The sequence below is a fragment of the uncultured Veillonella sp. genome (assembly GCF_963534045.1).
Lineage (GTDB): Bacteria > Bacillota > Negativicutes > Veillonellales > Veillonellaceae > Veillonella.
The window spans coordinates 49409-75055 of record NZ_CAUSQT010000001.1 but is presented as its reverse complement, the minus strand read 5'-3'; the positions used below and the strand labels follow the sequence as shown (position 1 = coordinate 75055).

Sequence of the window (25647 nt, the reverse complement as noted above, 5' to 3'; positions counted from 1 at the left end):
GGTTAGTATGATAGATGAAATGTTTACAGAAGAGGAAAAGCAGGCCGCATTAGATCAAGCGTATCGATTTCTTGCACAGCGCTTTCTAAGCTCTTATGAATTGCGTCAAAAGATGAAACGAAAACAGATTGCATCGGAGCTCATCGATTATGTAGAAGAACGATTGATTTACTATGATTACATTAATGATGAGAGATTGGCAAAACAGGTAGTATCATACTTGATGCGAGAGCAGAAATACGGTACATTCCTCATAAAGCAAAAAATGAAACAGAGAGGATTGGATGTTCCTCGTGACATTGAGAATTATGATGAAATGGCAGCCGCTTTTCGAATTGTAGATAAAAAATATGGTGAATCCATAAGCGATATTCCGCGTATAAAAATAATGAATTTCCTAAGAAATAGGGGATTTTCTATGAGCACTATTACTAAGGTTTGCGAGGCTTATCAACCTTGACAGAATGGGCTTTCAAGCATAAAATTAAAATAGCCTTGTAAACATATAATGTATTATAGGCTATTAATTTAATATGTTAAAAAATCAGGAAACAAGTGGCGTTGTGCCCGTATGTGAAGATACAGGAGGTGAGACTGATTTTAGAGTATAGTCTAATTGCAGTAGTAATGGTGCTAATTGGACTAGGTGTAGGCTATTTTTTACGAAAAAATATCGCTGAAGGAAAACTGAATCAAGCTGAGCAAGAGGCTGAGCGCATTGTCGCAAATGGTGAGCGCATGGCCGAGTCTAAAAAGAAAGAAGCTTTATTAGAGGCGAAAGAAGAAATTCATAAGCTCCGTTCCGATGTGGAACGAGAAAATAAAGAGCGTCGTTCTGAACTACAACGTATGGAACGCCGTATTCTTCAAAAAGAAGAATCTTTGGATAAAAAATTAGACAATATTGAGCACAAAGAGGAAGCTTTACATCGTAAAGAAGCTGACTTAGTTCAAAGCAAAGAAAAAATTGATGCTTTGTATGAAAAGCAAATGGCAGAATTAGAACGTATTTCTGGCATGACCTTTGATGAAGCTCGGAACATCTTGTTAACAAATGTAGAACAAGAAATCCGTCATGAAACGGCTATCATGGTAAAAGAAATGGAACAGCAAGCTAAAGATGAGGCTGAGAAAAAGGCTAAGGAAATTATTTCCGGCGCTATTCAACGCTGTGCAGCTGACCATGTTGCAGAAACGACTGTTTCTGTTGTAGCATTACCTAATGATGAAATGAAGGGTCGTATTATTGGTCGTGAAGGTCGTAATATTCGTGCTCTAGAAACATTAACTGGTATCGATTTAATTATCGATGATACACCAGAAGCCGTAATTCTATCAGGTTTTGATCCAATTCGTCGCGAAGTAGCGCGTATTGCATTGGAAAAATTGATTGTCGATGGTCGAATCCATCCTGCTCGCATTGAGGAGATGGTGGCAAAAGCTCGTAAAGAGGTGGACCAAACAATTAAAGAGGCCGGTGAACAAGCTACATTTGAAGCTGACGTTCATGGCTTACATCCTGAAATTATAAAGATTTTAGGGCGTTTGAAATACCGTACTAGTTATGGTCAAAATGTGTTAAAACATTCTATCGAAGTATCTCATTTAGCAGGTCTTATGGCCGCAGAACTTGGCTGTGATGTAACATTGGCTAAACGAGGTGGTTTAATTCATGATATTGGTAAGGCGCTAGATCGTGAAATCGAAGGTTCCCATGTGGAAATCGGTGTTGATGTAGCTCGTAAATATCGTGAAAGCGCAGCTGTAATCAACTGTATTGGTGCACACCATGGTGATGAAGAATTCCAAACAGTAGAGGCTGTTCTCGTAGCAGCAGCAGATGCTATCTCTGCAGCCCGTCCAGGTGCTCGTAGAGAAACATTAGAAAATTACTTAAAACGATTATCTAAATTGGAAGAAATCGCTGAATCTTTCGAAGGCGTTGAAAAGTGCTTTGCTATTCAAGCCGGTCGAGAAATTCGCGTTGTAGTAAAACCGGATAAGATTGATGAAGCTGAATCTACATTACTTGTTCGGAATATTGTAAAACGCATTGAATCCGAATTAGAATATCCTGGTCAAATCAAGGTTGTTGTCATTCGTGAAACACGCGTTGTTGATTTTGCTAAATAGGCATTATACTTAAAATTGTAGGCTGCAATATTGTATTGCAGCCTATCCTTTTTAATTGTCACTTATTTATTAGAGGATTTTTGAAAGTTTTATCGAATATAGAATTATAGACATGTTTCGTCTATGATTGTATAGTCGATAAAAATATGTAGGGAGGTGTTCTGGTGAGTCGATATTTTGAAAATGAATTAATTGAACAAATTAAAGATGCCAATGATATCGTATCCGTTGTATCAGAACACGTTACCTTAAAGAAAAAAGGTAAGAATTATTGGGGTTGTTGTCCATTTCACAATGAAAAGACGCCATCCTTTAGTGTGGCTCCTGACAAGGGGTTTTATTATTGTTTTGGCTGCCATGCATCGGGAAATGCCATCAAGTTTTTGATGGAACTAGAGGGTATTACCTTTGTTGAGGCCTTGGAACGGCTTGCTAATCGAGCTAATATACCATTGCCAGAGGCTAAACTTTCACCACAGGTGCGGGCAAGAGAGGAACGACGAAAGAAATTATATGAGGCCTGTGATTTGGCGGCGAATTTCTTTCACAACTGTTTGATAAAAACCTCTCTTGGTAAGGTTGGATTAGAGTACCTAAAAAAACGGGGCCTTACAGATGAAACCATAGAAAAGTTTAAACTTGGATTTGCTCCCGATGGTTGGGATAGATTATATAAGGCCTTTAGAGAACGAGGCATCGAAGAATCAATCTTGCTCGAGCTTAATTTAATTCGTAAGAATGATAAAGGGCAGGTCTATGACTTCTTCCGTAATCGTGTTATGTTTCCTATTATGGATGGCAAAGGTCGTGTAGTCGGCTTTGGGGGCCGTGTTATGGATGATAGCACGCCGAAGTATTTGAACTCTCCAGAATGCCAAATCTTTGAAAAGGGTAAGATTTTATTTGCCTTTGATAAGGCTTATAAATCGATACGCGAAGAAAAACAAGCCATTTTAGTAGAAGGCTATATGGATGTTATTTCCGCCCATAATAAGGGGGTAACCAATGTAGTTGCTTCGCTTGGGACGGCATATACAAAGGATCATGGTCATATCTTGATGCGCCAAGCAGATGAAATTATACTGGCTTACGATATGGATGGGGCCGGTCGTCAGGCTGCTGCGCGTGCTATTGAATTACTACAGAATACGGATTTCAAGGTTCGCGTCTTGGCCATGCCTGACGGCAAGGATCCAGATGACTATGTGCGAAATCACGGCGGAAAAGCGTTTAAGGAATTAGTAGAAAAGGCCGTTAAGCCACTCGATTATTTATTAAGTGAGTCTCTTATCAAGCACGATACGAATGACGCAGAAGGCAAACAAGCAGTTATGCAAGATATATTCCCGTTTATTGCGAATATTCATAGTCAAACGGTACGAGATGATGCGTTAAAGGCACTAGCATTGCCATTATGGTTAGATAATAGTACTATATTCCGCTATTTTAGGAATTATACCCAAAAGGGGAATATTGAATTAGTTGATGAAAAGACTACACAGCCTAAGAAGATTGTTAGTGGTGATGAAGAGTTATTGATGGCCCATGTCATTACAGATCCAAAGGCTTTACAAGAGGTTGTACAATATTTACCGCTTGAGGACTTTCAAAATATTCAATATCGGGGTATAATAGAAAAGATATACACCTTATTTACTCAAACAGGTCAATATCAGCCGGAATCTGTGGAGGACGTATTGACGCCTCAAGAATATGAAATTTTCTCACGGCTTATGATGATTGAAGCAAATGAGGCTGTACCTGTACTTATCCGTAAAATACGGCTACATTCCCTACGGGAACAATATAAAATGCACTCAATTTTGGCCGATCAGTTAAAACGTGCAGGAGATTCGACATTTATTAGCGAATTACATAAATGTCAGGAAATACAAAATCTAATTAGAGAATGGTCTAAATAGTAAGTAATAAAGGAGAGCGCTGTGGCTAAGAAAGTACAAAAAAGTCAAATAGAGGAGATTGTAGCACAACTTCTTGAAAAAGGCCGTAAAAGCGGTGTGTTGACACAATCAGAAATTTCAGATGCTCTTCATGAGCAAACTGATTTAACAGCAGAACAATTAGATGATATTTATGTTACTTTTAATAAACTAAATATCGAAGTTGTTCCAGATGTTGAGGACGACGATAAAGATGATGCCCTCGAACCAGACGATGATGTAGATGATGAACATGATGCTTCGTCTGAAAAAAATATCTCCATTGACCTAAGCGTAGATGCAAGCGTTAATATCGATGACCCAGTTCGCATGTATTTGAAAGAAATCGGACGTGTTCCATTGCTTTCAGCCGATGAAGAAATCGTGTTAGCAAAACAAATCGAAGCAGGTGCAGAGGAAGATGCTACATATAAAGAAATTCAACTTAGCAAAAAGGCTAAGAAAAAATTGGTAGATGCTAACTTGCGCCTTGTTGTAAGTATTGCTAAACGATATGTTGGTAGAGGCATGTTGTTCTTGGATTTGATTCAAGAAGGTAACTTGGGGCTTATCAAAGCGGTCGATAAATTCGACTATACAAAAGGTTATAAATTCTCCACCTATGCAACATGGTGGATTCGTCAAGCGATTACGCGGGCTATTGCAGACCAAGCAAGAACAATACGTATTCCAGTTCACATGGTTGAAACGATTAATAAATTAATCCGTATTTCCCGACAATTATTGCAAGACAAAGGTAGAGAACCAACGCCGGAAGAAATTGCAGAAGGCATGGGCATTACAGCTGAACGTGTTCGTGAAATTCAAAAAATTGCACAAGAGCCAGTATCCTTGGAAACACCAATTGGTGAAGAAGAAGATTCCCATTTGGGCGATTTCATTGAAGACCAAGATGCGGTGGCACCAGATGATGCGGCTAGCTACATCTTGTTGCAAGAGCAAATCGAAGATGTTTTCACATGCTTAACTGATCGTGAACAACAAGTATTGATTTTACGTTTTGGTTTGAAAGACGGTAAACCACGTACACTTGAAGAAGTTGGTCAACACTTTAATGTAACACGTGAACGTATTCGTCAAATCGAAGGTAAGGCGTTAACAAAATTACGCAATCGTGGTAAACGCGATAAAATTAAAGATTTCTTATAAGATCATAGTAACCATTAGGGTTGCAGTACACATACATGTATTGCAGCCCTTTTGTGCTATAATAAAAGTAATGTAATACACTAAGTTTTTAGATATATAGGGGATAATATGTATACCGTTAGCAAACGCTTAGAGGTGAGTGCATCTCATCAATTAAAATTAGATTATCCGAGTAAATGTCAGAATTTACATGGTCATAATTGGATTATTACAGTTCATGCACGCAGTGAAGAATTAGATCACAATGGCATGGTAATCGACTTTACAATCATTAAAGAGAAAATTCATGGTCGTCTTGATCATAAACATATTAATGATGTACTAGGGGATATTAATCCTACGGCCGAAAATATGGCGAAATGGATTGCCGATGAATTAGGTCCAAAATGTTTTAAGGTAGAGGTGCAAGAGTCAGAAGGAAATGTTGCTATCTATGAACGTGATTGAACTATTTTCATCCATTGATGGCGAAGGGAAACGACAAGGTTTTTTGACCACCTTTTTACGCCTCCATGACTGTAATATTCGCTGCTCCTATTGCGATACTTTGTATAGTTATGGCCCTGAAAGCACCTTTGAAAGCATGAGCGTTCAGGCGGTAGCTGATGCGATTGAACAATTAGGGAATCACCGCATCACCATTACCGGTGGAGAGCCACTCTTACAGGAATCAGCCGTTGTCGAATTAATCAATGAATTGACGAGTCGTAATGACCAGTATGATTTTAATATAGAAACGAATGGTACCATCATACCGAGCTTTCACAGAGACAATGTATGGTTTACCTATGACTATAAGACGCCGTCATCCTTAGTAGAAGATGCTATGAACTTAGATATATTCAAGGTGGCTACGTCTGCGGATATCATTAAATTCGTAGTCGGTTCTATGCAAGATTTAGATCGTATGGATGAAATTCTAAAAACATATCCTACAGAAGCGCAGATTTTCGTGTCTCCTATATGGGGCCAAATTGAAGGGGCTACGATTGTTGATTATATGAAAGTTCACGACTGGCAGAACGTAAGATTCCAGCTACAAATTCATAAATTCATTTGGGACCCTGATGCGAAAGGAGTATAACATGGACACAAAACGAATCGAATCTCTAGTGTATCAATTACTGGAAGCATTGGGCGAAAATCCAGATCGCGAAGGCCTTGTAGAAACACCAAAACGGGTGGCTCAAATGATGGAAGAAATGTTTGAAGGTATCCAATATACGAATGCAGACATTGCAGAGATGTTTGGTAAAACCTTTGACGTCGATACAAACCAAATGGTAATCGTAAAGGATATTACCTGCTTTTCTCACTGTGAACATCACATGGCCTTGATGTACGACATGAACATCAGCATCGGCTATATTCCTTGCGGTCGTGTTATCGGTTTGTCCAAGATGCCGCGCATTGCAGAAATGTGCTGCAAACGATTACAACTACAAGAAAAAATTGGCGAAGACATTGCCGAAGTCATCTCCATTGCCACCGGCACCGACGACGTCATCGTCCACATCACAAGCTCCCATAGCTGCGTCAGCGCCCGCGGCGTAAAATCCGCCAACAGCAAAACCACAACCCTCGCCACCAAAGGCGCCTTCCAACAAGAAGACATGATCAACCGATTCCTAACACTAAAAAACGCCTAAGACAAATTATCCTGTCTAATCTCGGCCCCGTAGATGCTGAAAATTCTTTGTTTACGGAATTAGGAAAATGTAGAACATGCGGTCCCTCTCAAACGATTTTGTCTGTTTAATCCGGGATTCCCGTAAATGCTGAGAATTCTTAGGGACTCAGTTGTCGTATAGTAACAAAAAGATGGGGTGCGACTTTGCCTGTCTGTGCCCGGAGCCCCGTAGATGCTGAAAATTTCTTGCTCGCATAGATGTCGAAGTGTAACGGAAAGGTACCGCTCACAAACGACTTTGGCCCTGTCCCGAAGGGACAGACCCGGCCGGTGGAGGCTTGGGAGCGGTACCTTTTCGTGGCAATACGTATCTTGACGTGAGCAAGAATTTTCAGTATAATTTTATACGCAAGCTTGGGCCTATAGCTCAGGGGTAGAGCAACCGGCTCATAACCGGTCGGTCCCTGGTTCGATCCCAGGTGGGCCCACCAAAACGCTAAAATGCGAACCGCTTGCAGATTGAACGCTAAATTCTGGCATTTCATTCTTATAATTAAATACGATTTCAACCCTATCACTATGTATGGTTACGTTCTTGATGAAAGTATCAAGAATACGCGAACGGCCTGCTTTTGTGGTAGGGTTTTCGTTTGCCATTCTTTCGAGGAAATACTCGATATGTTCGGCTGTAAATTTGATAGGCGAGATTACGCTTTCGTGGTTCGCTTTTTGCTCGAGTAGGTCTTGACGTTCTTTTTCTAGGCTTTCAATTTCAGCTTTTAAACGTTCGTTAATAAAACCCTGTTTAATGGCCGTCATGCAATTATTCAATTCTATATCAATGGCCTTTATTTTGCTCTGTATGCCCTGTATGGCTGTTTTAGCCTCTTGGGTAGTGTTATTATACCCAGACATAACCAAATCGACTATACGGGCGATAATTTGTGGTTGCTTTAAGATTTCAAGAGTACGATTGATTACTAAATCTTCTAATTCATCACGGCGTATGTTTGGCGCGCTGCATGTGTGATGTTTACGGCGATTTGTGCATACATAATAATGATGTTTCTCGCCGTTGCGTGATGTAGCGGTGGAACCCATATAATGCCCGCCGCACTGACCGCATATCAAACGGCCACATAAATTATACATTTCACTTCTACGTCCTTTGTTCTTAATTCTAGTCGGTAGCACTCGTTGCACCTCGTCAAATATTTCTCTTGATATAATAGGCGGGATAGAATTCTCGATTCTAATATCGCCCCATTGATACACGCCGATATATTTCTCATTACTCAATATGCTACGGACAACGCTATACGAAATCTTGCCGCCTCGTTTGGTTGTATATCCTTTACTATGTAGAATATTCGCTATTTTAGTCAGCGAGTACTGTTTGAGATACAAGTCATATATTAACCTTACCGCCTTGGCCTCATGAACATTCACGGCTAAATGGTGGCTTTCTGTAAGGTCATATCCGAGCGGAATGGCCGAGCCGTTCATCTTGCCTTTGAGTGCGTTTTCGGTCATGCCTCGCTTTACCTTTTGCGATAATTCAACGGAATAATATTCAGCCATACCCTCAAGCATGCTTTCTAAAATAATGCCAGCAGGCTCATTGGTGATGTGTTCCTTGGCGCTCAACACTCTAACCCCATTACGGCGGAGTATACCCTTGTATTTAGCGCTATCCTCGCGGCTACGGCTGAACCTATCGAGCTGATACACTATCACATAATTAAATGTTTGATTGTTGCTATCTCGTATCATCTGTAAGAATTCTGGGCGGTTATCCGTTCGCGCCGATAAAGCCCTATCTGTATATATTTTAGTAATAAGAATACCCTCACGCTGGGCGTATTCGGTGCATTCTCGTATTTGGCCCTCTATGGATTCGTCCCGTTGCTTATCGGACGAGTAACGTGCATATATCACGCCTGTTTGTAAATCGGTAGTGTTCATTGTGTGATTTCCTTTCAAATTGTATAAGTATAGCCCCCTTGATAGGGGGCTTTTTTTATTTCTTATGCTTACTATTATATTTTGCTTGTGCCTCGGCCATTTTGCCACTTTGAACGGCGAAATTGAAAGCATATATTGCCGTTTTGTATTCGTCGGAACCCTCGACGATTGGAACTATAGGCGTAGGCGTGATTGTGCCACCTATCACATAATCAGCGTTGCGCGCGAAGTTTGTCTCTCTATCTACTTGATAGAGTACGGCGTAAGGCTTGCCCGAGCCGTGCGGGTCAAGAATATAATGAAAATGGTTTAACTTCCATGTAATATATGGCTTGCTTGGGTCATCTTGGCTGGTATATAAGAGTATTTCAACGCTCCCGCCGTCATAATTCTTTACATCTAAATCAGCCCGCACGCTAACGTTTACGCCATTGGCCGTAGTGTAAGCTGGTACAAATGGCGCGTTTGGATTATGTGCCATTACTGGAATTGATAAAAATGAGCATAATACAGCCGCAATAATTAACTTTTTCATACTAATACCCCCAATAGTATATATTTATTTCCCTTTTAAAAACGCCTCTATAAGTGCCTTAATGGTAGCCCTCTCATCATCGGTGATGATGTGCTTGCCATAAGATAATACATTATCACGCTCAAGAATAACCTTTAAATTAATCCCGTCGGAACTTTCTATATTTAGCAATGTAGAGGGTTCCTTTTTTAGTTGTGGTATTTCAAGTTGCTGGATAACGTCCTTTTTTAAAGCACACGCCACATATAAATCATCAATAGCCTCGTCATCGTACATGGATAAGTCAATATCAGCACCACATTGATGAATGAAGTCTATTTTTTGTTGACGCATGGCGTCGAAACCGTCAACCTCGCCAGTTAAGTAATACACGGATACGCCGAAATAGTCGGCTATCGTTTTTAATTTATCAAGTTTAGGCGACGAGCGGCCTTTTTTCCAATCTGTAAGTGATGCGGTGGATATACCTGTATCCTTTCCGAGCTTATAAGCGCTGATATTTTCTTTCTTTATGAGGCTTTCTATCCGTTCCCAAATAATATTTTTACTCATTGTTAATTTCCTATTTAAAATTTTTATGAACGCTTAATTGGACTAACTCGTAAATGTGAGATATTATGTAATCACAAGATAGCTAACAAATACGAGATAGACTAACAAACACATAAATTCGTATTTATTAGCTAACAAATATTAATTAATTCCAATATATCAGAAAAGAGGTGATTTTACAATATGTATGAAAAAATCGACAAGTTATTAAAAGACAACAACATTACACCTTATAGAATGTGCAAGGTGCTTGGCATTAAAACATCATCTATGACGGCATGGAAACAGGGTAAATATAAGCCGAGCGTCGACAACTTGAAAAAGATTGCTGATTTCTTTGGGACTACTATTGATTATTTCTTATAGAAAGGAAACCACACAATATGAATTTGATTCCAATCAACGTAAGCGAAAACGATGAGCAATATGTAAGCGGTAGAGATTTACATATGTTCCTAGAAATTGAAACAGGTTATAAAGATTGGTTCCCTCGAATGTGTGAATACGGCTTTAAATCTGGCGTAGATTTCAACTCGCTCAAAAAAGAGCGAGTTCAAATTGAGGGTAATCGTGAGGTCAAACGTACTGTTACAGACCATGAATTAACCATTGAAATGGCGAAACAGCTTTGTATGCTTGCAAGAAATGACAAAGGCCGAGAGGCTAGAGAGTACTTTATCGCAGTAGAAAGAGACTGGAACAGCCCAGAAAAAGTCATGAGCCGAGCCTTAAAGATTGCCAACAATGTAATCAATGAGCAAAAGGCACTTATAGCACAGCAAGAGCAACAAATCGCAGAATTTCAACCAGTAAGAGATTATGTTGACGAAATTCTAAGCAGCACAAGCACACTAACAACTACGCAAGTCGCTGCTGATTATGATTTATCGGCTAGAGCCTTGAATCAGATTTTACATGAGGCAAAAATCCAGCGGAACGTAAACGGACAATGGATATTGTATAAATCCGAAATGGGTAAAGGATATACAAAATCAGAAACGTTTACATTCACACGAAATGACGGCCGACTTGATTCTAAAATTCAAACGAAATGGACGCAAAAAGGGCGCTTACGAATTCATGAAATCCTAACCGCTAAAGGTATTGAGGCGGTATGCAAGGGCGTGATGTGATGACGTTGTTCATTGACGAAATTCACAAATTTTATAGTAACCCTCAAAACGTGAAAGCTTTTGAAGAATGGAGAAAGAAAAAACATGAAAACAAGAACGCAGCAACTAAAGAAAGCTCACAAATTAATGGGCTGGGTGTACGGCGACATTCTAAGCCAGCTAGTATATCACTTTAAAGAAAGGAAATAGCAACAATGATGACACAACAAAAACCACGGCGCAGACGCAGACGTGTGAAGAAAAACAGAATGAAACTCATTGACATTATAGGCGTTATTGGCTGGGTAGCGTTGATATATGCGGCCTTGGTGCTTTGGGTAGTTTAGAGGTGAAACGATGAATTTTATTATTGAATGTTTAATGATTGCAGGTATGGCACTCTCGGCGGTACTCGTTTTACATTGCCTCGTTATTATCGCCGTGTTATTGGCATAAAAAAAGAACAGTCAACAAAAAGCTGACTGTTCAACATTCCAATCGTTAATAACGAAAGGAAACCACACAACAACATTGTAATGTATCTATTCTTAATTGTCAAAAGAAAGGAAACCACACAAACATGTACAAGAAAATTTTTGACAGTAAAAACGCCACTCGTGAGGAGTGGTTAAAGGCTCGCAAGTTAGGCCTCGGCGGTTCAGATATGGCCGCAGTATTAGGGCTAAGCCCTTGGCGCAGTCCTATTGACGTATGGCTCGATAAAACGAGCGACGCCGTTGAGGAAAAAGAAAGCGAGCCGATGTATTGGGGTAACGTACTTGAGGAAGTAGTAGCGCAAGAATTCGCCAAACGCAGCGGGTATAAGGTACGCAATAACAACTTTACTCTACAAAGTGAGGAATATCCCTATTTATTGGCTAACATTGACCGCGAAATCCTCGGCCTAGACGCTGGCCTCGAATGTAAGACAGCGAACGCATTCAAAGCTAATGAATGGGACGGCGACAATGTGCCAGATGCCTATTATATCCAATGTCAGCATTATATGGCGGTAACTGGCAAATCTAGCTGGTGGATAGCGGCTCTTATTGGTGGCAATACGTTTGTTTATAAAGAAATCAAGCGCAATGATGAAGTCATTCAAGCGATTATTGATACTGGGGCGGAATTCTGGGAATTGGTTAAAAATAAGACCATGCCAGCGCCAGACGATACGAAACAATGCGAAAATGCACTCAAAAAACTCTATCAAAAGAGCAATGGCCAAAGCGTGGAACTACCTGCTAACTACGGGAACATGATTATTGACTATTTAGAAATCAAGAATCAACTATCCGAGCTAGAAACTAAAAAGCGTGGTATTGAAAACGTGATGAAAGATTTCTTGAAAGACAATGAAAGAGCCACATACGGCGAGCATTTTGTCTCATGGAAATCCACAAAAGCGCGGGAAACGTTCGACGCCAAAGCGTTTAAGAATGACTATCCAGAGTTGCATAAGCAATATATTAAAGTCGGCGAACCTAGCCGCAGAATGGACATTAAATAATGAAAGCATATTCATTGACACAGCTGCTTAATGTTGTTCCTTGTGATTTTGATGTAAAAATCATAGGCAATTGCGGAGTTGATACCGCGTATATTGTACGAGTTGATTATAAAAGAAAGACAGTAACCATAGGGGTGGAATAATGGAAAATACAGAAAATACAACAATCGAAACAGTAGAAACAAAGCCAAAAAGAAAACATTTACTTGCTGAAATAGCTCAATTAAAAGAGCTTAACAAAAAGCTAGAAGATGACCTCAGATATAACGGTTACAAGATTGAAAATCAGAAAGATGAAATCGCAGATTTAAAAGCAGAAATCACCGCATTGCGTGCCTATGTGGCTGGTGTTAAAGGCGATGCATTCCCAGAAAGTGAGGATAAATAATGGCAACAACAAAAGGAATTGAACTAAAGAAAAATAACATCGTAGCTCAAAAAGAGGCTAAAACAGTAAAAGGCATGCTTGAAACACCAGCATTCAAAAAGAAATTTGAAGAAATGCTCGGCAAAAAGGCGGCTGGGTTTATTTCTAGTATTATCGCCGTTACGAACAGCAACAATCATCTGATGCAAGCTAACCCCGCGACAGTCATCGGCGCAGCTGCACAAGCGGCCATGCTAGACTTGCCGATTAATCAGTCTCTTGGGTTCGCCTATATCGTTCCTTATAAAGGCGAGGCGCAATTCCAACTCGGATATAAGGGGTATATCCAACTAGCTCAACGTAGCGGACAATATGCAGATATTGGGGCCAAAACAGTATACGAGGGCGAGCTTGAATACGAAAACAGACTGCTTGATAAGTTTAGATTTGGCGAACGCACAAGCGATAAAGTCATCGGATACCTAGCCTATTTCAGACTAACAAATGGGTTTGAAAAAATGCTGTATATGACTCTTGATGAGGCACAGGCACACGCCAAGAAATACAGCAAGAACTACAAAGGCGGCACGAGCAAATGGGGCCTTGCGGATTTTGATGTAATGGCCGAGAAAACAGTACTTAAACGCCTGCTTTCAAAATATGGCCCGTTGAGCATTGAAAGCATTCAAATGAACCAAGCCTTAGCCAATGACGGCGGCGTGATTAGCATGAATAATGACGGCGATTTTGATGTCAATTTTAGCGGTGAAACTATCGACGCAGAAACCGAAACAGAGGAATCGACGGACAAACCTGCAGAAAATCACGATACCTATATCGTAGGTGGCGAGGTTATCGACGCAGAAACTGGCGAGGTAGTGCATGATGACAAATAATGATAAAATGCTCGCTCAATTCGGCGCTGACTGGGTAAAGGTAAGAGATATATTGCTCGCCCTTGGTAATTGCGATATACCATATACGCCGTCATTCATGGTGAATGTAGAAACAAGAACAGGCGTAAAGGCTAATACTGTAAAAAGCGTGCTAGATTACGGCTTACAAATTGGATTATTTAGGCGCACAAATGACCGCGACATAATCACATTTGCACCTGTTAAATAGAAAGGAGCAACATGGCAGAACCTAAGCGATATTTTTGGTTGAAACTGCACAAGGATTTTTTTCAACGTAAAGAAATCAAGCGCTTGAGAAAAATCGCTGGCGGCGATACATATACAATCATCTATTTAAAAATGCTTTTACGCTCGATTATGAGCGAGGGCAAGCTATATTTTGACGGATTAGAGGAAGATTTCGCCGCTGAGGTGGCGCTTGACCTAGACGAAAGCGAGGAAAACGTACAAATAACTATCACATATTTGCTAAATAGTGGCTTGTTAGAAATGCGTTCCGACGATGAATATTATCTTCCCGATACAAAAAATAGTACAGGGTGCGAGACCGCAGTAGCTGCAAGGGTTCGCAGACATAGAGAGAAACAAAAAGCGTTACAATGTAACACCGATGTAACGCAAATGAAACATTTATGTAACGGAGAGATAGAGATAGATAAAGAGAAAGATATAGAGATAGAACACAGAGATAGAGATATAACTATATCTACAACTAGAGAGGATAAAGAAATCGAAAATCCTCAATCTCTTTCCCCTGTTTCAAATATTGATATTTATGATTTATGGACGAACTCATTCGGGGTGATTTCCTCTTTTGTGAAAGGCTCACTTGATGACCTTATCGCTGAATATGGCCTTGTCAATGTAGCGGACGCCTTACGCATAGCAAAAGAGCGAGGAAAATCACGGGTGCAATATGTAGAGGGAATTTTGAAAAATCAGAGGTTAGAAAATGGAGCAAATGGACGTAATGGCAGCGCTCGAGCGACTACGAGACAAGATGAGCAAGTCGACTGGGAACAAGAGGCGGCCAAGACCTACGGACAAGATTGAGTTTTTTAAGCCAATCTATGACAAGCCGATTGTAATCCGCTCGAACATCAATGAAACATATGCAGCTGCTGGCATTCCTAAACGTTACTACGGCATGAGTTTTGACTGGCTTAAAGAAAATGGCGTATTTCAAAGTGATGATAAAGAGGCGTATGCCGTTGTTAAAGATTACAGGGATAATCTGGCGGAGTACATGAATACAGGAAAGGGCCTCATATTAAGGGGACCAGCTGGCACAGGTAAGACGTCCCTCGCTGTATGCATTTTAAAAGAGGTGATGAAGTTAAACACAGGGGCAATGATGATTTCAATGCCTAACTTGCTTGATACTATGCTCACCTTATCAAAGGGCGATAGAGTGGCGTACCTTGCCTATGAGCAAAAATTGAAACACATCCCAATGTTGCTGCTTGATGATTTCGGGGCGGAATATTCTAAATCGGATTGGGTGGCTGCTAAAGTCGAAAGTATCATCATTGAACGATACAACAGCATGAGGCCGATTATCCTTACCACAAACTACAGCGACCAATGGACTAAGGACAATTACAGCGGCCGCATATATGACCGCTTACGCGGCGAGTATAAAGTCGCGGTATTCATGGGGCAGTCTCATAGAACCCAAAATTGATTTATTCGCCCTGTATGCTCATTTAAATTTTTCGACGATAAAATACTCGTGAGAAATATTACATAGGGCAAGACGTGGCGGAAATCAATGTTAAATCAAAAAATAATGTAAAAGATATAGAGGTGAAATCTTGGAAATTGTAATTCACGGCCAACCAAGGACGAAAAAGAACAGCAGCCGCATTGTTAAGAGGGACAATATCACAAAACTCCTACCCTCGGACGCATTTATTCGATACGAAAAGGCGGCATTGTTGCAGCTGGCACATGTTGGCGCTGTTCAAGGACCAATCTCAGTATGTTGCCGTTATTACTTACAAGACAGACGGAGCTGGCCCGATTTGGTTGGCCTATTACAAGCAACTTCCGACATATTGCAAGACGCTGGAATCATTGAGGACGATAAATATATCGTGAATTATGACGGCTCGGAAATCGTAGGGCTTGATAAGGATAATCCTAGAGTAGTGATTGCAATTCATCAAATTGCCGAATCAAGTATCTTATGCGATGAATATGCCAAGGCAAAAGCTAGAGAGTGCGACACCGCTCAACAGCCAAAACGCCGACAAGTTGCCAAGAGAGGGGCTAAGGCTAAACCGAAAGCCCCTACCTCAATCTCATATATCGAATATCGAAAGTTAATGATGAAAGGAAACCACACACATGAACGAAACAGAGTACAGACTACGCCTAAAAGGCGAAATTGATATAGAGGCGGTTATAGCGGCCTCATCGGAAAGCTATGCAATTGATAAAGCGGCCGCAGTGCAAGAGGCAATCAACAATCAAATCACAATTGATTGCGGTAATATCGCCAACGTGAAAGAAATTATCACAAATGAAATTACATTGAAATTCGTATGCGCAGAAATTGCGGATTAAGGGGGATAACATGGGATATATTAAGGCAGAATGCGGCAAGAATAGAAAATTCGAGTTAGAAGTCGAAATCAAAGGGCTTAACGCAATTGAGTGTTTGGCTTTTGTGAGTGGCGTGGCAGATACAATTCTCAACAATGTAGCGCATGGTAGTGCCATAGCGTTTGAGGGATATAAAGGGTTGCTCATTGATGAAATTGAAAGAATGGAAATGAATGACTATGAAAGCAATATCTGAACGCTTTGAACGCAAAATTCCGACATTCTTGGCTCATCTCGATATATGGAACGACACACCTATGAATGATTGCAAATATACAACACACAATTATAAGCGCGAAATGCACAAACAGAATTACACTAAAAAGTGTGTAATTTGCGGGAAAACATTCACTTGTACAAATTACAACAAACGCCAATTATGTTGCAGTAGAGCGTGCGGTAATAGATTAGGCGGTATTAGACGAGGCGAGACAATGGCAAAACGGAAAGCAGCGATGAAAGGAGACTAATTGTGTTTGTAGAAGATAATACACAATATTGCTGGGTTAAGCCCAACGGAATCGGCGGCCCAGAGGATAGCGTAGAGCAGGCAGTCAAAAGCTACCTAGAATTACATAGACCAGATAACGATGATATTGTTATCGGAATCGGACACCCTAGTTTTTACATTCCTGATATTGACGGGGACAGCGTGATTGAAAGCGTTATAGATTTATTACCAGATGAAGTCTATGACACGGACGAGGATTATTTATATAACGTCGAACGTGAGCATGTAGACGAGTTAAGTAAAGAACTAACGAATGTATTTCGTGCGTGGTGTAACCGCCACGGATACCACCATAGAGGTATGTTCGTAGAGAATAGCGAGCTATATCATATTAAACGAGGCGAGACGAAAAATATCAATGAAAGGGGAATCAAATAAATCGAAATGAAATTTATAGATTTTTTCAGCGGTATAGGTGGCTTTCATAGCGGTCTAGAACTTGCTGGCATGGAGTGCGTCGGCTGGTGTGAATTCGACAAATTTGCACAAGCCTCTTATAGAGCAATATACGATACAACGAATTTATGGTTCGGCGACGATGTAACAAAAGTTAAAGGTTCAGAATTGTCAAGTGCTGACTTATGGACTTTCGGCTTTCCTTGCCAAGACGTGAGCATTGCAGGTAAACAAAAAGGATTAAAAAAAGGTACTCGTAGCGGATTGTTTTATGAAATTATGAGGTTATTAGATGAGCGGAAAGAAAATAAACCCAAATGGCTTGTGTGTGAAAACGTTAAGAATTTGCTATCAATCGACGGGGGGGGCGGATTCCTCAATGTTGTTAGTGAAATGGCCGAAAGAGGGTACAGTGTTGAATGGAAAGTGTACAATTCCAAAAATTATGGAGTCCCTCAAAACAGAGAACGCGTGTACATTGTTGGATATTATGGAGAACGATGTGCCAGCGGACTTTTACCTATCAAAAGAGAAAACACAGCAACTCTTGAGCAAATTATAGGCGGTTCACAAGGAATGCGAGTGTATAACCTTAATACAATAAGTTGCACTTTATCATCTCAAGGCGGTGGTATGGGTGCAAAAACAGGGCTGTATAAAATAAAAAGCGACGTTCAAAGTCTAGGGAATACCACAGCTTACAAAAATGAAAATACTGTTTTAGCCACTGGCATTAGTAGAACATTAACCGCAACAGATTATAAGCATGTGCCTAAAGTAGCACTTGATAATAATCATATTAAAGTCATGCCAATTCTTACACCAGATAGATTAGAAAAACGGCAAAACGGCAGAAGAGTAAAAAGTGAGGGCGAGCCGTCATTTACACTGACAAGTAGCGATAATTTAGGCGTATTGATTGATAATCAGTGTATAAAAATAAGAAAGCTGACACCTAGAGAGTGCTGGCGTTTGCAAGGATTTACAGATGAACAATTTGATAAAGCAGCGGCAATAAACAGCAATAGCCAACTATATAAGCAAGCTGGCAACGCCGTAACAGTCAATGTGGTAACGGAAATTGGCAAGCATATTATGAACATAGAAAACGGAAATTAATCATACAAGGAGATAACACAATGAACACAAAATATTTAGCAGCAATTATGACAATCACAGCATTAACAGCGCCAGCATATGCAACTGGTACAAACAATACAATCGGTGGCACTGATAACATCGCCACGGCTAATAGTGCGGCGGTGTTCGGTTATCAAAACCAAACAAACGCCAATAATACGCTAACATTCGGCGAGAATAACATCACAAACGGAACGAATGCGTTCGCAGGTGGTAATAATTCCAAAGCCGATGGGCGGAATACATTCGCATTCGGCAGCCACGCCGAGGCACTAACCGAATATACCTACGCGATTGGCTCGCAGGCCAAAACGTCGGCTTATGACACAATCGCCGTAGGAAACGGCGCTTATGCAGGCGGTGAGAGTACTATCGTTATCGGTAGAACTAACACAGTCAACGGCAAGAATAGCGTTGTAATTGGTGCTAATAATATGCAAGTAGACGGCGGGCAGTCAACTGTACTCGGATACAATAACCGCGTTGATAATTCCCAAGAACAGACTATTCTAGGCGCTAACAGCCAAACAGCAGGACAAGGCGCGACAGTTATCGGGACGCACTCTAAAGCAACAGCAATTGACGCTTTAGCGATTGGCAATAATACAATCGCAGATAAGTCGAACAGTGTGGCATTGGGGACTAACAGCGTTACAGATGAGGCTGTAGCCATTCGTCAAGCAATTGTAAACGGCGTAACACATGTATTCGCTGGTGATTCTCCTCAATCCGTTGTATCGGTAGGCAGCAAGGGCCGCGCTGGTTATGGCGGCGTGCAATATTACACTCGACAAATCACCAACGTCGCAGCGGGGCAAGTAGACCCTAGCAGTACCGACGCCATTAATGGCAGTCAGCTGTATGCTGCTTATGACGAAATCAGCAGCAACGGCGTAGCAATTCAAAATTTAGCCAATACTACCAGCCAACAATTCGCAGCGGTAAATAATACTATCACCGCACAAAATACGCGCATAGGCGATAATACGGCAGCGATTTTTCAACATGAAAGCCAATTACAAAATCATGAGGCTAGAATTACAACGCTGGAACATAACACAGCGGGGCAGATTTCTCATGTATTGAGCGAAGTGGCAAAAACTGGCGCAGCTAATGCAGCGCTTTCCGCCTTGCATTATCTAGGTTATAACGCCGATGATAAACTAACTTTTGCAGCTGGCTATGGACATTACAAAAACGCTAATGCGGCCGCTATTGGGGCATTCTACGCACCGAATGAACGTGTATTATTCAACATCGGCGCAACGCTTGGCGGCACTGCAATGATAAACGCTGGCATATCATTCCGATTGGGTAAAGGCAGCGAGTACGAATTGAACCATAAAGGCAAAATCGCACAGCTCGAGGCGCTAGTCAATGAGTTGATTAATGAAGTGGCAGAATTGAAAGAGGCGAAATAATGAAGGGGTTATTACTAACAATTGTGGTTGTATTGGGATTAATGGGAAAGGTTGCGAGCGTTGCGCTCGCAATCGCCCTCATACTTTGGCTAATTGGGTTATTCGGAATTACTGGCGCAGATGTGTTAAGAGTACTATTTACAGTAATTGGACTTTACACAGCGTCGATAATGTTGTTTGTAATCGCCGAATCAAAAGAGGACTAGCATATGACATTGTTATACAAAAAGCTTAAAGACTACATTTTAAAAAGCTATGATTTAAGCAGTTTAATCAACGCCAGCCATAAATGCACAGCGTTTTACGATAATGGAGAAATCACAAAGCTAGAACATCGAAAGCTAATGAAATGTATCGACAGGGTAGTTTTAAAAGGTTGCAAATGCGAGAGAATTGGATTGTAAAAGAGGTGTAGCATGTATAATCGCAATGAATTGATAAAAATCGGAATTGATGAAATTGTAAGCTATACGGATTATAGAGGGTTCGTAATAGTTGAATTCAAATGTATGGATAAGATAAGCCCCGATAATTTTCAAAAAGCCTTGCAGTACGTTCGAGAAATTACAAAAGGCGAGCCTTGTAACGAAATATATGTAAGAGCCAATGTATTAATTGATAGGAAATGAGGCGGCAGTATGACAAAGAAAGAATTCACGGATTATTTATTTAAAATTATGTACGAATTAGGGTACAAAAAAGCCGAAGTTGCAAAAGGCGGAGTATTTTTTTACAAGGGCGACACGCTCATGACTGTATGGACGCCTAGAGTGCCGACAGAATGCACATGTTTCGCTGATAAATGGCAATGTATTGATATTGGCGAGTATCTCGGCGTTGTTGACTGGGATAAAGTAAAGATTGACACACGGGTGTTAGTGAGCGATGACGGGACAAACTGGCATAAGCGCCATTTTGCAAGATATACGTGCGGAAGAGTGTATACATGGTGTTACGGGTCTACATCGTGGAGTAAAGGAAATGCAAGCGATGTTGCGCCTTGGCGTTATGCAAAATTGGCAGGTGATAGGGAATGAATAAATACTTGATTACATTCGAGAGCGGCAATTATGAATGGACCAAAGAAAAAGAAATCAAAGGCATGGCGGCCGCTAAGTGTATAGGCGCACAAAAGGCAAAAGAGCAAAATAAAGATATATTTTATCTCGTTGAATGTACGCAGTGGTGGCCTCGTGCATATAGTTGGGCTTATGAGCTTGTCAATGTTCTTAAAGACGAATGCGAACTTTTAGCAGACGATGATGACGTGATGAGTAATGTATCAAAGGCTGAAACTGACGAATTGCGTCAAGGTGTGGAAAAGTTGGTTAAGCAGTGGCTAATAAGAAACAAGCGTATCCCCAAAGGTGCATATTATGGAAATGAAACAGCCTATAAGATAGTCAACGGAAAGGCGGTAAGAATTGGATAAAGAGACGCTTAACGAGATAATGGAAAAAGTATTCGATATTGCCATGTTGATTATAGGGGTGGCGTTTTGCACAACTCTTCTCATGATTGGCATATTTGTAGTAGCAGTACTTTCGCAATGGGCAAAGGGGTAGCATATGGAACATCAAAGGACTTTCACAGAGGGGGAAGTAGAGCAAATCGTCAAAATAGCTGCAGAAACAGCAGCACAAACGGCGATTTCTGAATTTAACAGGCACAATGAAGATATGCTTGCCAAGAAAAACGAGCGAGCCTATAAGAACACTACAACGCTACTCGAGGGATACACAGCCATGAAAGCGCATTGTAAAAGCGCTATCGCTAAAAGTGAGGATACATTGACGCCGAGCGACTTACAAACAGTATTGTATGAAGTATTCAACCGCCGCGGACTACTGCAAATTGAGGCGATTCTTGCCAGCAAGCGGCGCACCGAATTGATTATTGAACACATTGATAGAATGCTAGTGTCTTATAGCGAATATTGCACAAATAGCGGCAAGCATTATTGTGAATGTGTGATTGACCGCTATATTAACGATATGACTATCGGCGAAATAGCCGAGAAACATAACACAGTAGAGCGGAACATATACAGGTGGCTAGAAAAAGGGATAGATGACCTTTCAATATATCTGTTTGGAGCTTATGCGTTGTAAAAGTTGTCAAAAAGTTGTCATATTCAGTGCAATATAGCAATGGTATAATGTTAGTGGTGAATGGTGTTGTAAAAGATTTTACGATTCGTTTATCCTCCTTTCATAGTACTTATAATGCATAACGGCAGAAAGCACCTCGCACGAGTAACAGGGAACTCGGCGGGGTGCTTTTGCTATTCATAGAAACGAGGTGAGACTATGGCGACTGAGACGAAGAAAGCAGAACCAAAGAAAAAACGTAGAGTAGGGCGTACGCCTAAATATGAGCAATGGCTTGAGCCAGATAATTTGATTAAGCTAGAGGGTTGGGCGCGTAATGGCCTCACCGATGAACAAATAGCCAACAATATCGGTATTAATCGAACTACTTTGTACGCATGGAAAGCAAAATATACCGACTTTTCAAACGCATTAAAAAGAGGTAAGGAAGTTATCGACATTATGGTTGAAAATGCCTTGCTTAAAAGTGCTATGGGCTATAAGTATGACGAAGTGGTAAAAGAGCGTATATACAACCCAGATACAGGCGAGAGCGAAATTGTAGAGGTAAAGCGAACTACTAAGGAAGTGGCGCCGAATTCGACCTCATTAATATTCTGGCTTAAGAATCGACGCCCAGCAGATTGGCGAGACACTAAGAACATAGACGCAGCCGTTGAGGTTAAAAACCCATTTGACGGCATTGATACGGCTGATATTAAAAAACTCGTAGGCGATGACTAAACTCGATATACACGCATGAAAGGTGGTGAGGATATGCAAATTCGAGATAAGAAAGAAACAATTATAGAGCTAGCTAAAAGGGAACTCGCACGGCGCGAGTTTTTTTATTATTGCCAACTAAAAACGGGCAGCTTTTATAAAAAGAGCAGAAAATACCTAGTTAAGCTATGCGATGAGCTAGAGAACTTTATCAAAAATGATGAATATAACGTTCTTATCATGAATTTGCCTCCGTAGCCTCGACATGGTAAGAGTTTAACAGCGCAGCACCTTACGCAGTGGTGGCTTGGGAATAATCCAGCCGCCAAGATAATGACTGGTTCATATAACGAGACATTATCTAAAATGTTCAGCAAATCGGTAAGAAATGCGATTCAAGAGAATAAGGCCGACGATGATATTATCGTGTTTAGCGATGTATTCCCTAGTGTTCATGTAGCAGTAGGCGACGCACAGGCTCATCTATGGAGCCTAGAGGGATATACGAATTCATATCTAGCTACATCGCCAACAGGTACGGCGACAGGGTTCGGCTGTTCCTTGATGATTATTGACGATATTATTAAGAACAGCGAAGAGGCCTATAATGCCAGCGTGAAAGAAAAGCACTGGGAATGGTTTACCAATACCATGCTTTCACGGCTCGAAGAGGGCGGCAAGATTATCATCATCATGACGCGCTGGGCTAGCGATGACCTAGCAGGCCGAGCCATTGAACACTTTAAAGATGACCCTCTATTCAAGGCGAAAGTCATTACCATGAAAGCCCTGCAAGATGACGGCTCAATGCTATGCGAAGAGGTGCTATCCAAGGCCTCGTATATGTCAAAGGTTAGGGCTATGGGCGAAGATATAGCCAGCGCTAACTATCAGCAAGTACCGATTGACCTCAAAGGGTGCTTGTATACGCAAATACTTACATATGACGCATTGCCAAGAGATTCCAAAGGCAATGTGTTATTTTCTTGTATCAAGAACTATACAGATACAGCCGATACTGGCAGCGATTACCTAGCTAGCTTTACATACGGCGTATATGAGAGCGAGGCTTATATCCTTGATGTAGTCTATACAAAGGACGCTATGGAAACCACAGAGCCAGAGGTAGCGGATATGCTACATAGAAACGGCGTGAATGTGGCGGACATTGAAAGCAATAACGGCGGCCGAGGGTTTGGCCGTAACGTTCAAAGTATACTCAAACAGAAATACAATTCTAATAAGTGCGTGATTAATATGTTTCATCAAAGCGGCAACAAAATAGCCCGCATTCAGTCAAATGCTACATGGGTTATGAATCATGTGTATATGCCTAAAAATTGGCGTGATAGGTGGCCTCAGTTGGCTGCTGACATTACGAGATACCAAAGAGAGGGCAAGAATGCACATGATGACGCACCCGACGCATTAACAGGGATAGCGGAGAAGATAAACGCGCCACAGGTTAGAAGTGGCCGCATTAACATATATTAGAAAGGGGAATACATGGCAACTATTTATTCTAATCCTCGAACAGACGAGTATGAAATACTGCATGACGCCTATTATGGTAGCGGTATGTTCGCCAGCGGCGCAGCAATTACGCCACACAGGCGAGAGGGAACTGAATCGATTAATTTCAGGCGTCAAATTGCATATTATCTAAACTATACAGGGCCTATCCTCAACGCGAGCGTAGACCCTATTTTTAAAGATGAAATCAAACGGGAGTATAGCAAATCTGTACTATTTGATGAATTCATTAACGATGTAGACCGAGAGGGTACCACATTACAGGAATTCACACGTCAAAACGCAACGCTTGCGAAACTCTACGGCGTTATGTACATCGTTGTTGACAATGTAACGGAATTCGGCAATTCGTTGGCTGATACGTTGGCAAATCGTTCTATGCCATACCTAACAGCGGTAGAGCCTAAGAATGTAATGAATTTCACATTCGATGATAATGGCCGATTATCTGTATTCACCTATGCGACATACTTGGCAAATGCGGACGGCACAGTCAAAACGCATTACCATACTTGGACGCCTACATCATGGAACATCAAAGACGGCAACGGCAAGACGATTGGCGAGGGTGAGCATAACATCGGGCGCATTCCTATTGTGCAGTGGTTTGGCCGTGCTGCTCGTAAGCGGGATATATTACCACCGCCCGAGTATTTGAGTATCGCCAAAACGAATGCACATGTTTATAACCTATGCTCATTATTGTCTCAAATCCTTTACAATCAAACATTCTCAATCTTAACTATGCCTGTAGATAGCAACGGCCTTTCAGATGTAACAATTGGCACGGATAACCTGCTCGCATATCCTCATGATTCAGCGAGGGCTCCCGACTTTATCGCACCAGATAAGGGACCCGCTGAGGTGCTTATGGCTCAAATCGATAAGCTAATCAATGAAATGTATCGCATGAGTGGCATTGATTCGGTAATTGGAGTGCAGCAAGCTAAAAGCGGCGTGGCTAAACAATGGGACTTTGAGCGTACTAATCAGCGACTTTCTGATTTTGCGGTACAATGCGAAAACGCAGAATATGACATTATCGCGTTATATAAACTATGGAGCGGTGATAATATTGAGTATTCTTGCGAGTACCCTAGAGATTTCAAAGTAAATGATGTAACGGAAAGCCTAACACAGGCGCAACAAGCGAAAGACCTTGAATTTAATTCTGATACATTCGACAGTGAAATCTTGAAAAAAGTGCTTGACGCTTATATGCCTAACCTTGATAAGGAAGTTAAAGACAAAATCATCAAAGAGGCACAACAAGCAGCCGATGAGGCACGTCAAAATAAAGCGTTTGATGATTTAGACAGCGGCGCACCGCATGACAATGATGAGGGCGTAGACGATGAAGAAAACAGAGACGGCGAAAACGATTGACGAGGCACT

The 25647-nt window shown here is 41.1% G+C and carries 34 protein-coding genes and 1 tRNA gene; 32 read left to right on the top strand and 3 right to left on the bottom strand.

Annotated elements, in window-relative coordinates:
• Nucleotides 1-7: 7 nt before the first annotated feature.
• The 8 genes from RYP29_RS00440 (at nt 8) to RYP29_RS00405 (ending at nt 7364) form a co-directional block, all read left to right on the top strand.
• The gene (locus tag RYP29_RS00440) at nt 8-460 is read left to right on the top strand and encodes a regulatory protein RecX (protein WP_311531490.1); all 453 of its coding nucleotides are present in this window, start codon (nt 8-10) and stop codon (nt 458-460) included.
• Nucleotides 461-588: 128 nt separating this feature from the next.
• On the top strand, nt 589-2133 hold the full coding sequence (gene rny / locus RYP29_RS00435) for a ribonuclease Y (RefSeq protein ID WP_255324120.1): 1545 nt from the start codon (nt 589-591) through the stop codon (nt 2131-2133).
• Between the two features lie 164 nt (nt 2134-2297).
• Entirely contained in the window at nt 2298-4055 is a 1758-nt protein-coding gene (gene dnaG / locus RYP29_RS00430; protein WP_311531487.1) for a DNA primase, read from the top strand.
• 21 nt (nt 4056-4076) lie between these two features.
• A complete protein-coding gene (gene rpoD, locus RYP29_RS00425; RefSeq protein WP_311531485.1) occupies nt 4077-5243 on the top strand; it encodes an RNA polymerase sigma factor RpoD in 1167 nt (388 codons plus the stop codon).
• Between the two features lie 108 nt (nt 5244-5351).
• The gene (gene queD / locus RYP29_RS00420) at nt 5352-5690 is read left to right on the top strand and encodes a 6-carboxytetrahydropterin synthase QueD (RefSeq protein ID WP_270523569.1); all 339 of its coding nucleotides are present in this window, start codon (nt 5352-5354) and stop codon (nt 5688-5690) included.
• Nucleotides 5665-6327: a radical SAM protein gene (locus RYP29_RS00415; RefSeq protein ID WP_311531481.1), complete on the top strand. Its 663-nt coding sequence runs from the start codon at nt 5665-5667 to the stop codon at nt 6325-6327. The genes queD and RYP29_RS00415 overlap by 26 nt, the downstream gene beginning before the upstream one ends.
• A 1-nt stretch (nt 6328) precedes the next feature.
• Nucleotides 6329-6892, top strand: a complete 564-nt coding sequence (gene folE, locus RYP29_RS00410; RefSeq protein WP_311531529.1) for a GTP cyclohydrolase I — start codon at nt 6329-6331, stop codon at nt 6890-6892.
• Between the two features lie 397 nt (nt 6893-7289).
• Nucleotides 7290-7364, top strand: a tRNA-Ile gene (locus RYP29_RS00405).
• On the opposite strand, the gene RYP29_RS08905 is transcribed toward RYP29_RS00405, so the two are convergent.
• The 3 genes from RYP29_RS08905 to RYP29_RS00395 are packed head-to-tail and all read right to left on the bottom strand — an operon-like array spanning nt 7321 to nt 9925.
• Nucleotides 7321-8838: a recombinase family protein gene (locus tag RYP29_RS08905; protein ID WP_399553307.1), complete on the bottom strand. Its 1518-nt coding sequence runs from the start codon at nt 8836-8838 to the stop codon at nt 7321-7323. The genes RYP29_RS00405 and RYP29_RS08905 overlap by 44 nt on opposite strands.
• Nucleotides 8839-8893: 55 nt before the next feature.
• Nucleotides 8894-9373, bottom strand: coding sequence for a hypothetical protein (locus RYP29_RS00400; protein WP_311531480.1), 480 nt, complete (start codon nt 9371-9373; stop codon nt 8894-8896).
• 24 nt (nt 9374-9397) lie between these two features.
• Nucleotides 9398-9925, bottom strand: coding sequence for a helix-turn-helix transcriptional regulator (locus RYP29_RS00395; RefSeq protein ID WP_311531479.1), 528 nt, complete (start codon nt 9923-9925; stop codon nt 9398-9400).
• A gap of 183 nt (nt 9926-10108) precedes the next feature.
• Between RYP29_RS00395 and RYP29_RS00390 the strand changes: the two genes are divergently transcribed.
• From RYP29_RS00390 to RYP29_RS00275, 24 genes are all read left to right on the top strand, one after another.
• Nucleotides 10109-10291, top strand: coding sequence for a helix-turn-helix transcriptional regulator (locus tag RYP29_RS00390; RefSeq protein ID WP_298608104.1), 183 nt, complete (start codon nt 10109-10111; stop codon nt 10289-10291).
• Between the two features lie 17 nt (nt 10292-10308).
• A complete protein-coding gene (locus RYP29_RS00385; RefSeq protein WP_311531476.1) occupies nt 10309-11058 on the top strand; it encodes a phage antirepressor KilAC domain-containing protein in 750 nt (249 codons plus the stop codon).
• Nucleotides 11040-11234 (top strand): hypothetical protein, encoded by a 195-nt coding sequence (locus RYP29_RS00380; protein WP_311531474.1) that lies wholly within the window; start codon nt 11040-11042, stop codon nt 11232-11234. Before RYP29_RS00385 ends, RYP29_RS00380 begins: the two co-directional genes overlap by 19 nt.
• A gap of 383 nt (nt 11235-11617) precedes the next feature.
• Entirely contained in the window at nt 11618-12547 is a 930-nt protein-coding gene (locus RYP29_RS00375) for a lambda-exonuclease family protein (RefSeq protein WP_311531472.1), read from the top strand.
• Nucleotides 12548-12689: 142 nt separating this feature from the next.
• A complete protein-coding gene (locus RYP29_RS00370; protein WP_311531470.1) occupies nt 12690-12935 on the top strand; it encodes a hypothetical protein in 246 nt (81 codons plus the stop codon).
• A complete protein-coding gene (locus tag RYP29_RS00365; RefSeq protein ID WP_311531468.1) occupies nt 12935-13810 on the top strand; it encodes a recombinase RecT in 876 nt (291 codons plus the stop codon). The genes RYP29_RS00370 and RYP29_RS00365 overlap by 1 nt, the downstream gene beginning before the upstream one ends.
• Nucleotides 13797-14039, top strand: a complete 243-nt coding sequence (locus RYP29_RS00360) for a hypothetical protein (protein ID WP_311531466.1) — start codon at nt 13797-13799, stop codon at nt 14037-14039. Before RYP29_RS00365 ends, RYP29_RS00360 begins: the two co-directional genes overlap by 14 nt.
• 11 nt (nt 14040-14050) lie before the next feature.
• Nucleotides 14051-14884 (top strand): phage replisome organizer N-terminal domain-containing protein, encoded by an 834-nt coding sequence (locus RYP29_RS00355; RefSeq protein ID WP_311531465.1) that lies wholly within the window; start codon nt 14051-14053, stop codon nt 14882-14884.
• Nucleotides 14832-15515, top strand: a complete 684-nt coding sequence (locus RYP29_RS00350; RefSeq protein WP_311531462.1) for an ATP-binding protein — start codon at nt 14832-14834, stop codon at nt 15513-15515. Before RYP29_RS00355 ends, RYP29_RS00350 begins: the two co-directional genes overlap by 53 nt.
• A gap of 130 nt (nt 15516-15645) precedes the next feature.
• Entirely contained in the window at nt 15646-16224 is a 579-nt protein-coding gene (locus RYP29_RS00345; RefSeq protein ID WP_311531461.1) for a hypothetical protein, read from the top strand.
• Nucleotides 16181-16399: a hypothetical protein gene (locus tag RYP29_RS00340; protein ID WP_311531459.1), complete on the top strand. Its 219-nt coding sequence runs from the start codon at nt 16181-16183 to the stop codon at nt 16397-16399. Before RYP29_RS00345 ends, RYP29_RS00340 begins: the two co-directional genes overlap by 44 nt.
• A 10-nt stretch (nt 16400-16409) precedes the next feature.
• On the top strand, nt 16410-16634 hold the full coding sequence (locus RYP29_RS00335) for a hypothetical protein (protein ID WP_311531457.1): 225 nt from the start codon (nt 16410-16412) through the stop codon (nt 16632-16634).
• Nucleotides 16612-16908, top strand: a complete 297-nt coding sequence (locus RYP29_RS00330; protein WP_311531456.1) for a hypothetical protein — start codon at nt 16612-16614, stop codon at nt 16906-16908. The genes RYP29_RS00335 and RYP29_RS00330 overlap by 23 nt, the downstream gene beginning before the upstream one ends.
• A gap of 2 nt (nt 16909-16910) precedes the next feature.
• Entirely contained in the window at nt 16911-17327 is a 417-nt protein-coding gene (locus tag RYP29_RS00325; RefSeq protein WP_311531455.1) for a hypothetical protein, read from the top strand.
• 6 nt (nt 17328-17333) lie between these two features.
• The gene (locus tag RYP29_RS00320) at nt 17334-18464 is read left to right on the top strand and encodes a DNA cytosine methyltransferase (RefSeq protein ID WP_311531453.1); all 1131 of its coding nucleotides are present in this window, start codon (nt 17334-17336) and stop codon (nt 18462-18464) included.
• A 20-nt stretch (nt 18465-18484) separates the two neighbouring features.
• Nucleotides 18485-19906, top strand: a complete 1422-nt coding sequence (locus tag RYP29_RS00315) for a YadA-like family protein (protein ID WP_311531451.1) — start codon at nt 18485-18487, stop codon at nt 19904-19906.
• Nucleotides 19906-20112, top strand: a complete 207-nt coding sequence (locus RYP29_RS00310; RefSeq protein WP_311531449.1) for a hypothetical protein — start codon at nt 19906-19908, stop codon at nt 20110-20112. Before RYP29_RS00315 ends, RYP29_RS00310 begins: the two co-directional genes overlap by 1 nt.
• Before the next feature lie 432 nt (nt 20113-20544).
• A complete protein-coding gene (locus RYP29_RS00305) occupies nt 20545-20943 on the top strand; it encodes a hypothetical protein (RefSeq protein ID WP_311531447.1) in 399 nt (132 codons plus the stop codon).
• On the top strand, nt 20940-21338 hold the full coding sequence (locus RYP29_RS00300) for a hypothetical protein (RefSeq protein WP_311531446.1): 399 nt from the start codon (nt 20940-20942) through the stop codon (nt 21336-21338). The genes RYP29_RS00305 and RYP29_RS00300 overlap by 4 nt, the downstream gene beginning before the upstream one ends.
• A gap of 136 nt (nt 21339-21474) precedes the next feature.
• The gene (locus RYP29_RS00295) at nt 21475-22017 is read left to right on the top strand and encodes a helix-turn-helix domain-containing protein (RefSeq protein WP_311531445.1); all 543 of its coding nucleotides are present in this window, start codon (nt 21475-21477) and stop codon (nt 22015-22017) included.
• Between the two features lie 198 nt (nt 22018-22215).
• Nucleotides 22216-22740 carry a helix-turn-helix domain-containing protein gene (locus RYP29_RS00290; protein WP_311531443.1) on the top strand — a complete coding sequence of 175 codons (525 nt, stop codon included), beginning with the start codon at nt 22216-22218 and terminating at the stop codon, nt 22738-22740.
• 33 nt (nt 22741-22773) lie between these two features.
• The gene (locus tag RYP29_RS00285) at nt 22774-22977 is read left to right on the top strand and encodes a hypothetical protein (RefSeq protein ID WP_311531441.1); all 204 of its coding nucleotides are present in this window, start codon (nt 22774-22776) and stop codon (nt 22975-22977) included.
• A 75-nt stretch (nt 22978-23052) separates the two neighbouring features.
• Nucleotides 23053-24213, top strand: coding sequence for a phage terminase large subunit (gene terL / locus RYP29_RS00280; RefSeq protein WP_314985468.1), 1161 nt, complete (start codon nt 23053-23055; stop codon nt 24211-24213).
• Between the two features lie 12 nt (nt 24214-24225).
• The gene (locus RYP29_RS00275; protein ID WP_311531437.1) at nt 24226-25638 is read left to right on the top strand and encodes a hypothetical protein; all 1413 of its coding nucleotides are present in this window, start codon (nt 24226-24228) and stop codon (nt 25636-25638) included.
• Nucleotides 25639-25647 lie beyond the last annotated feature (9 nt).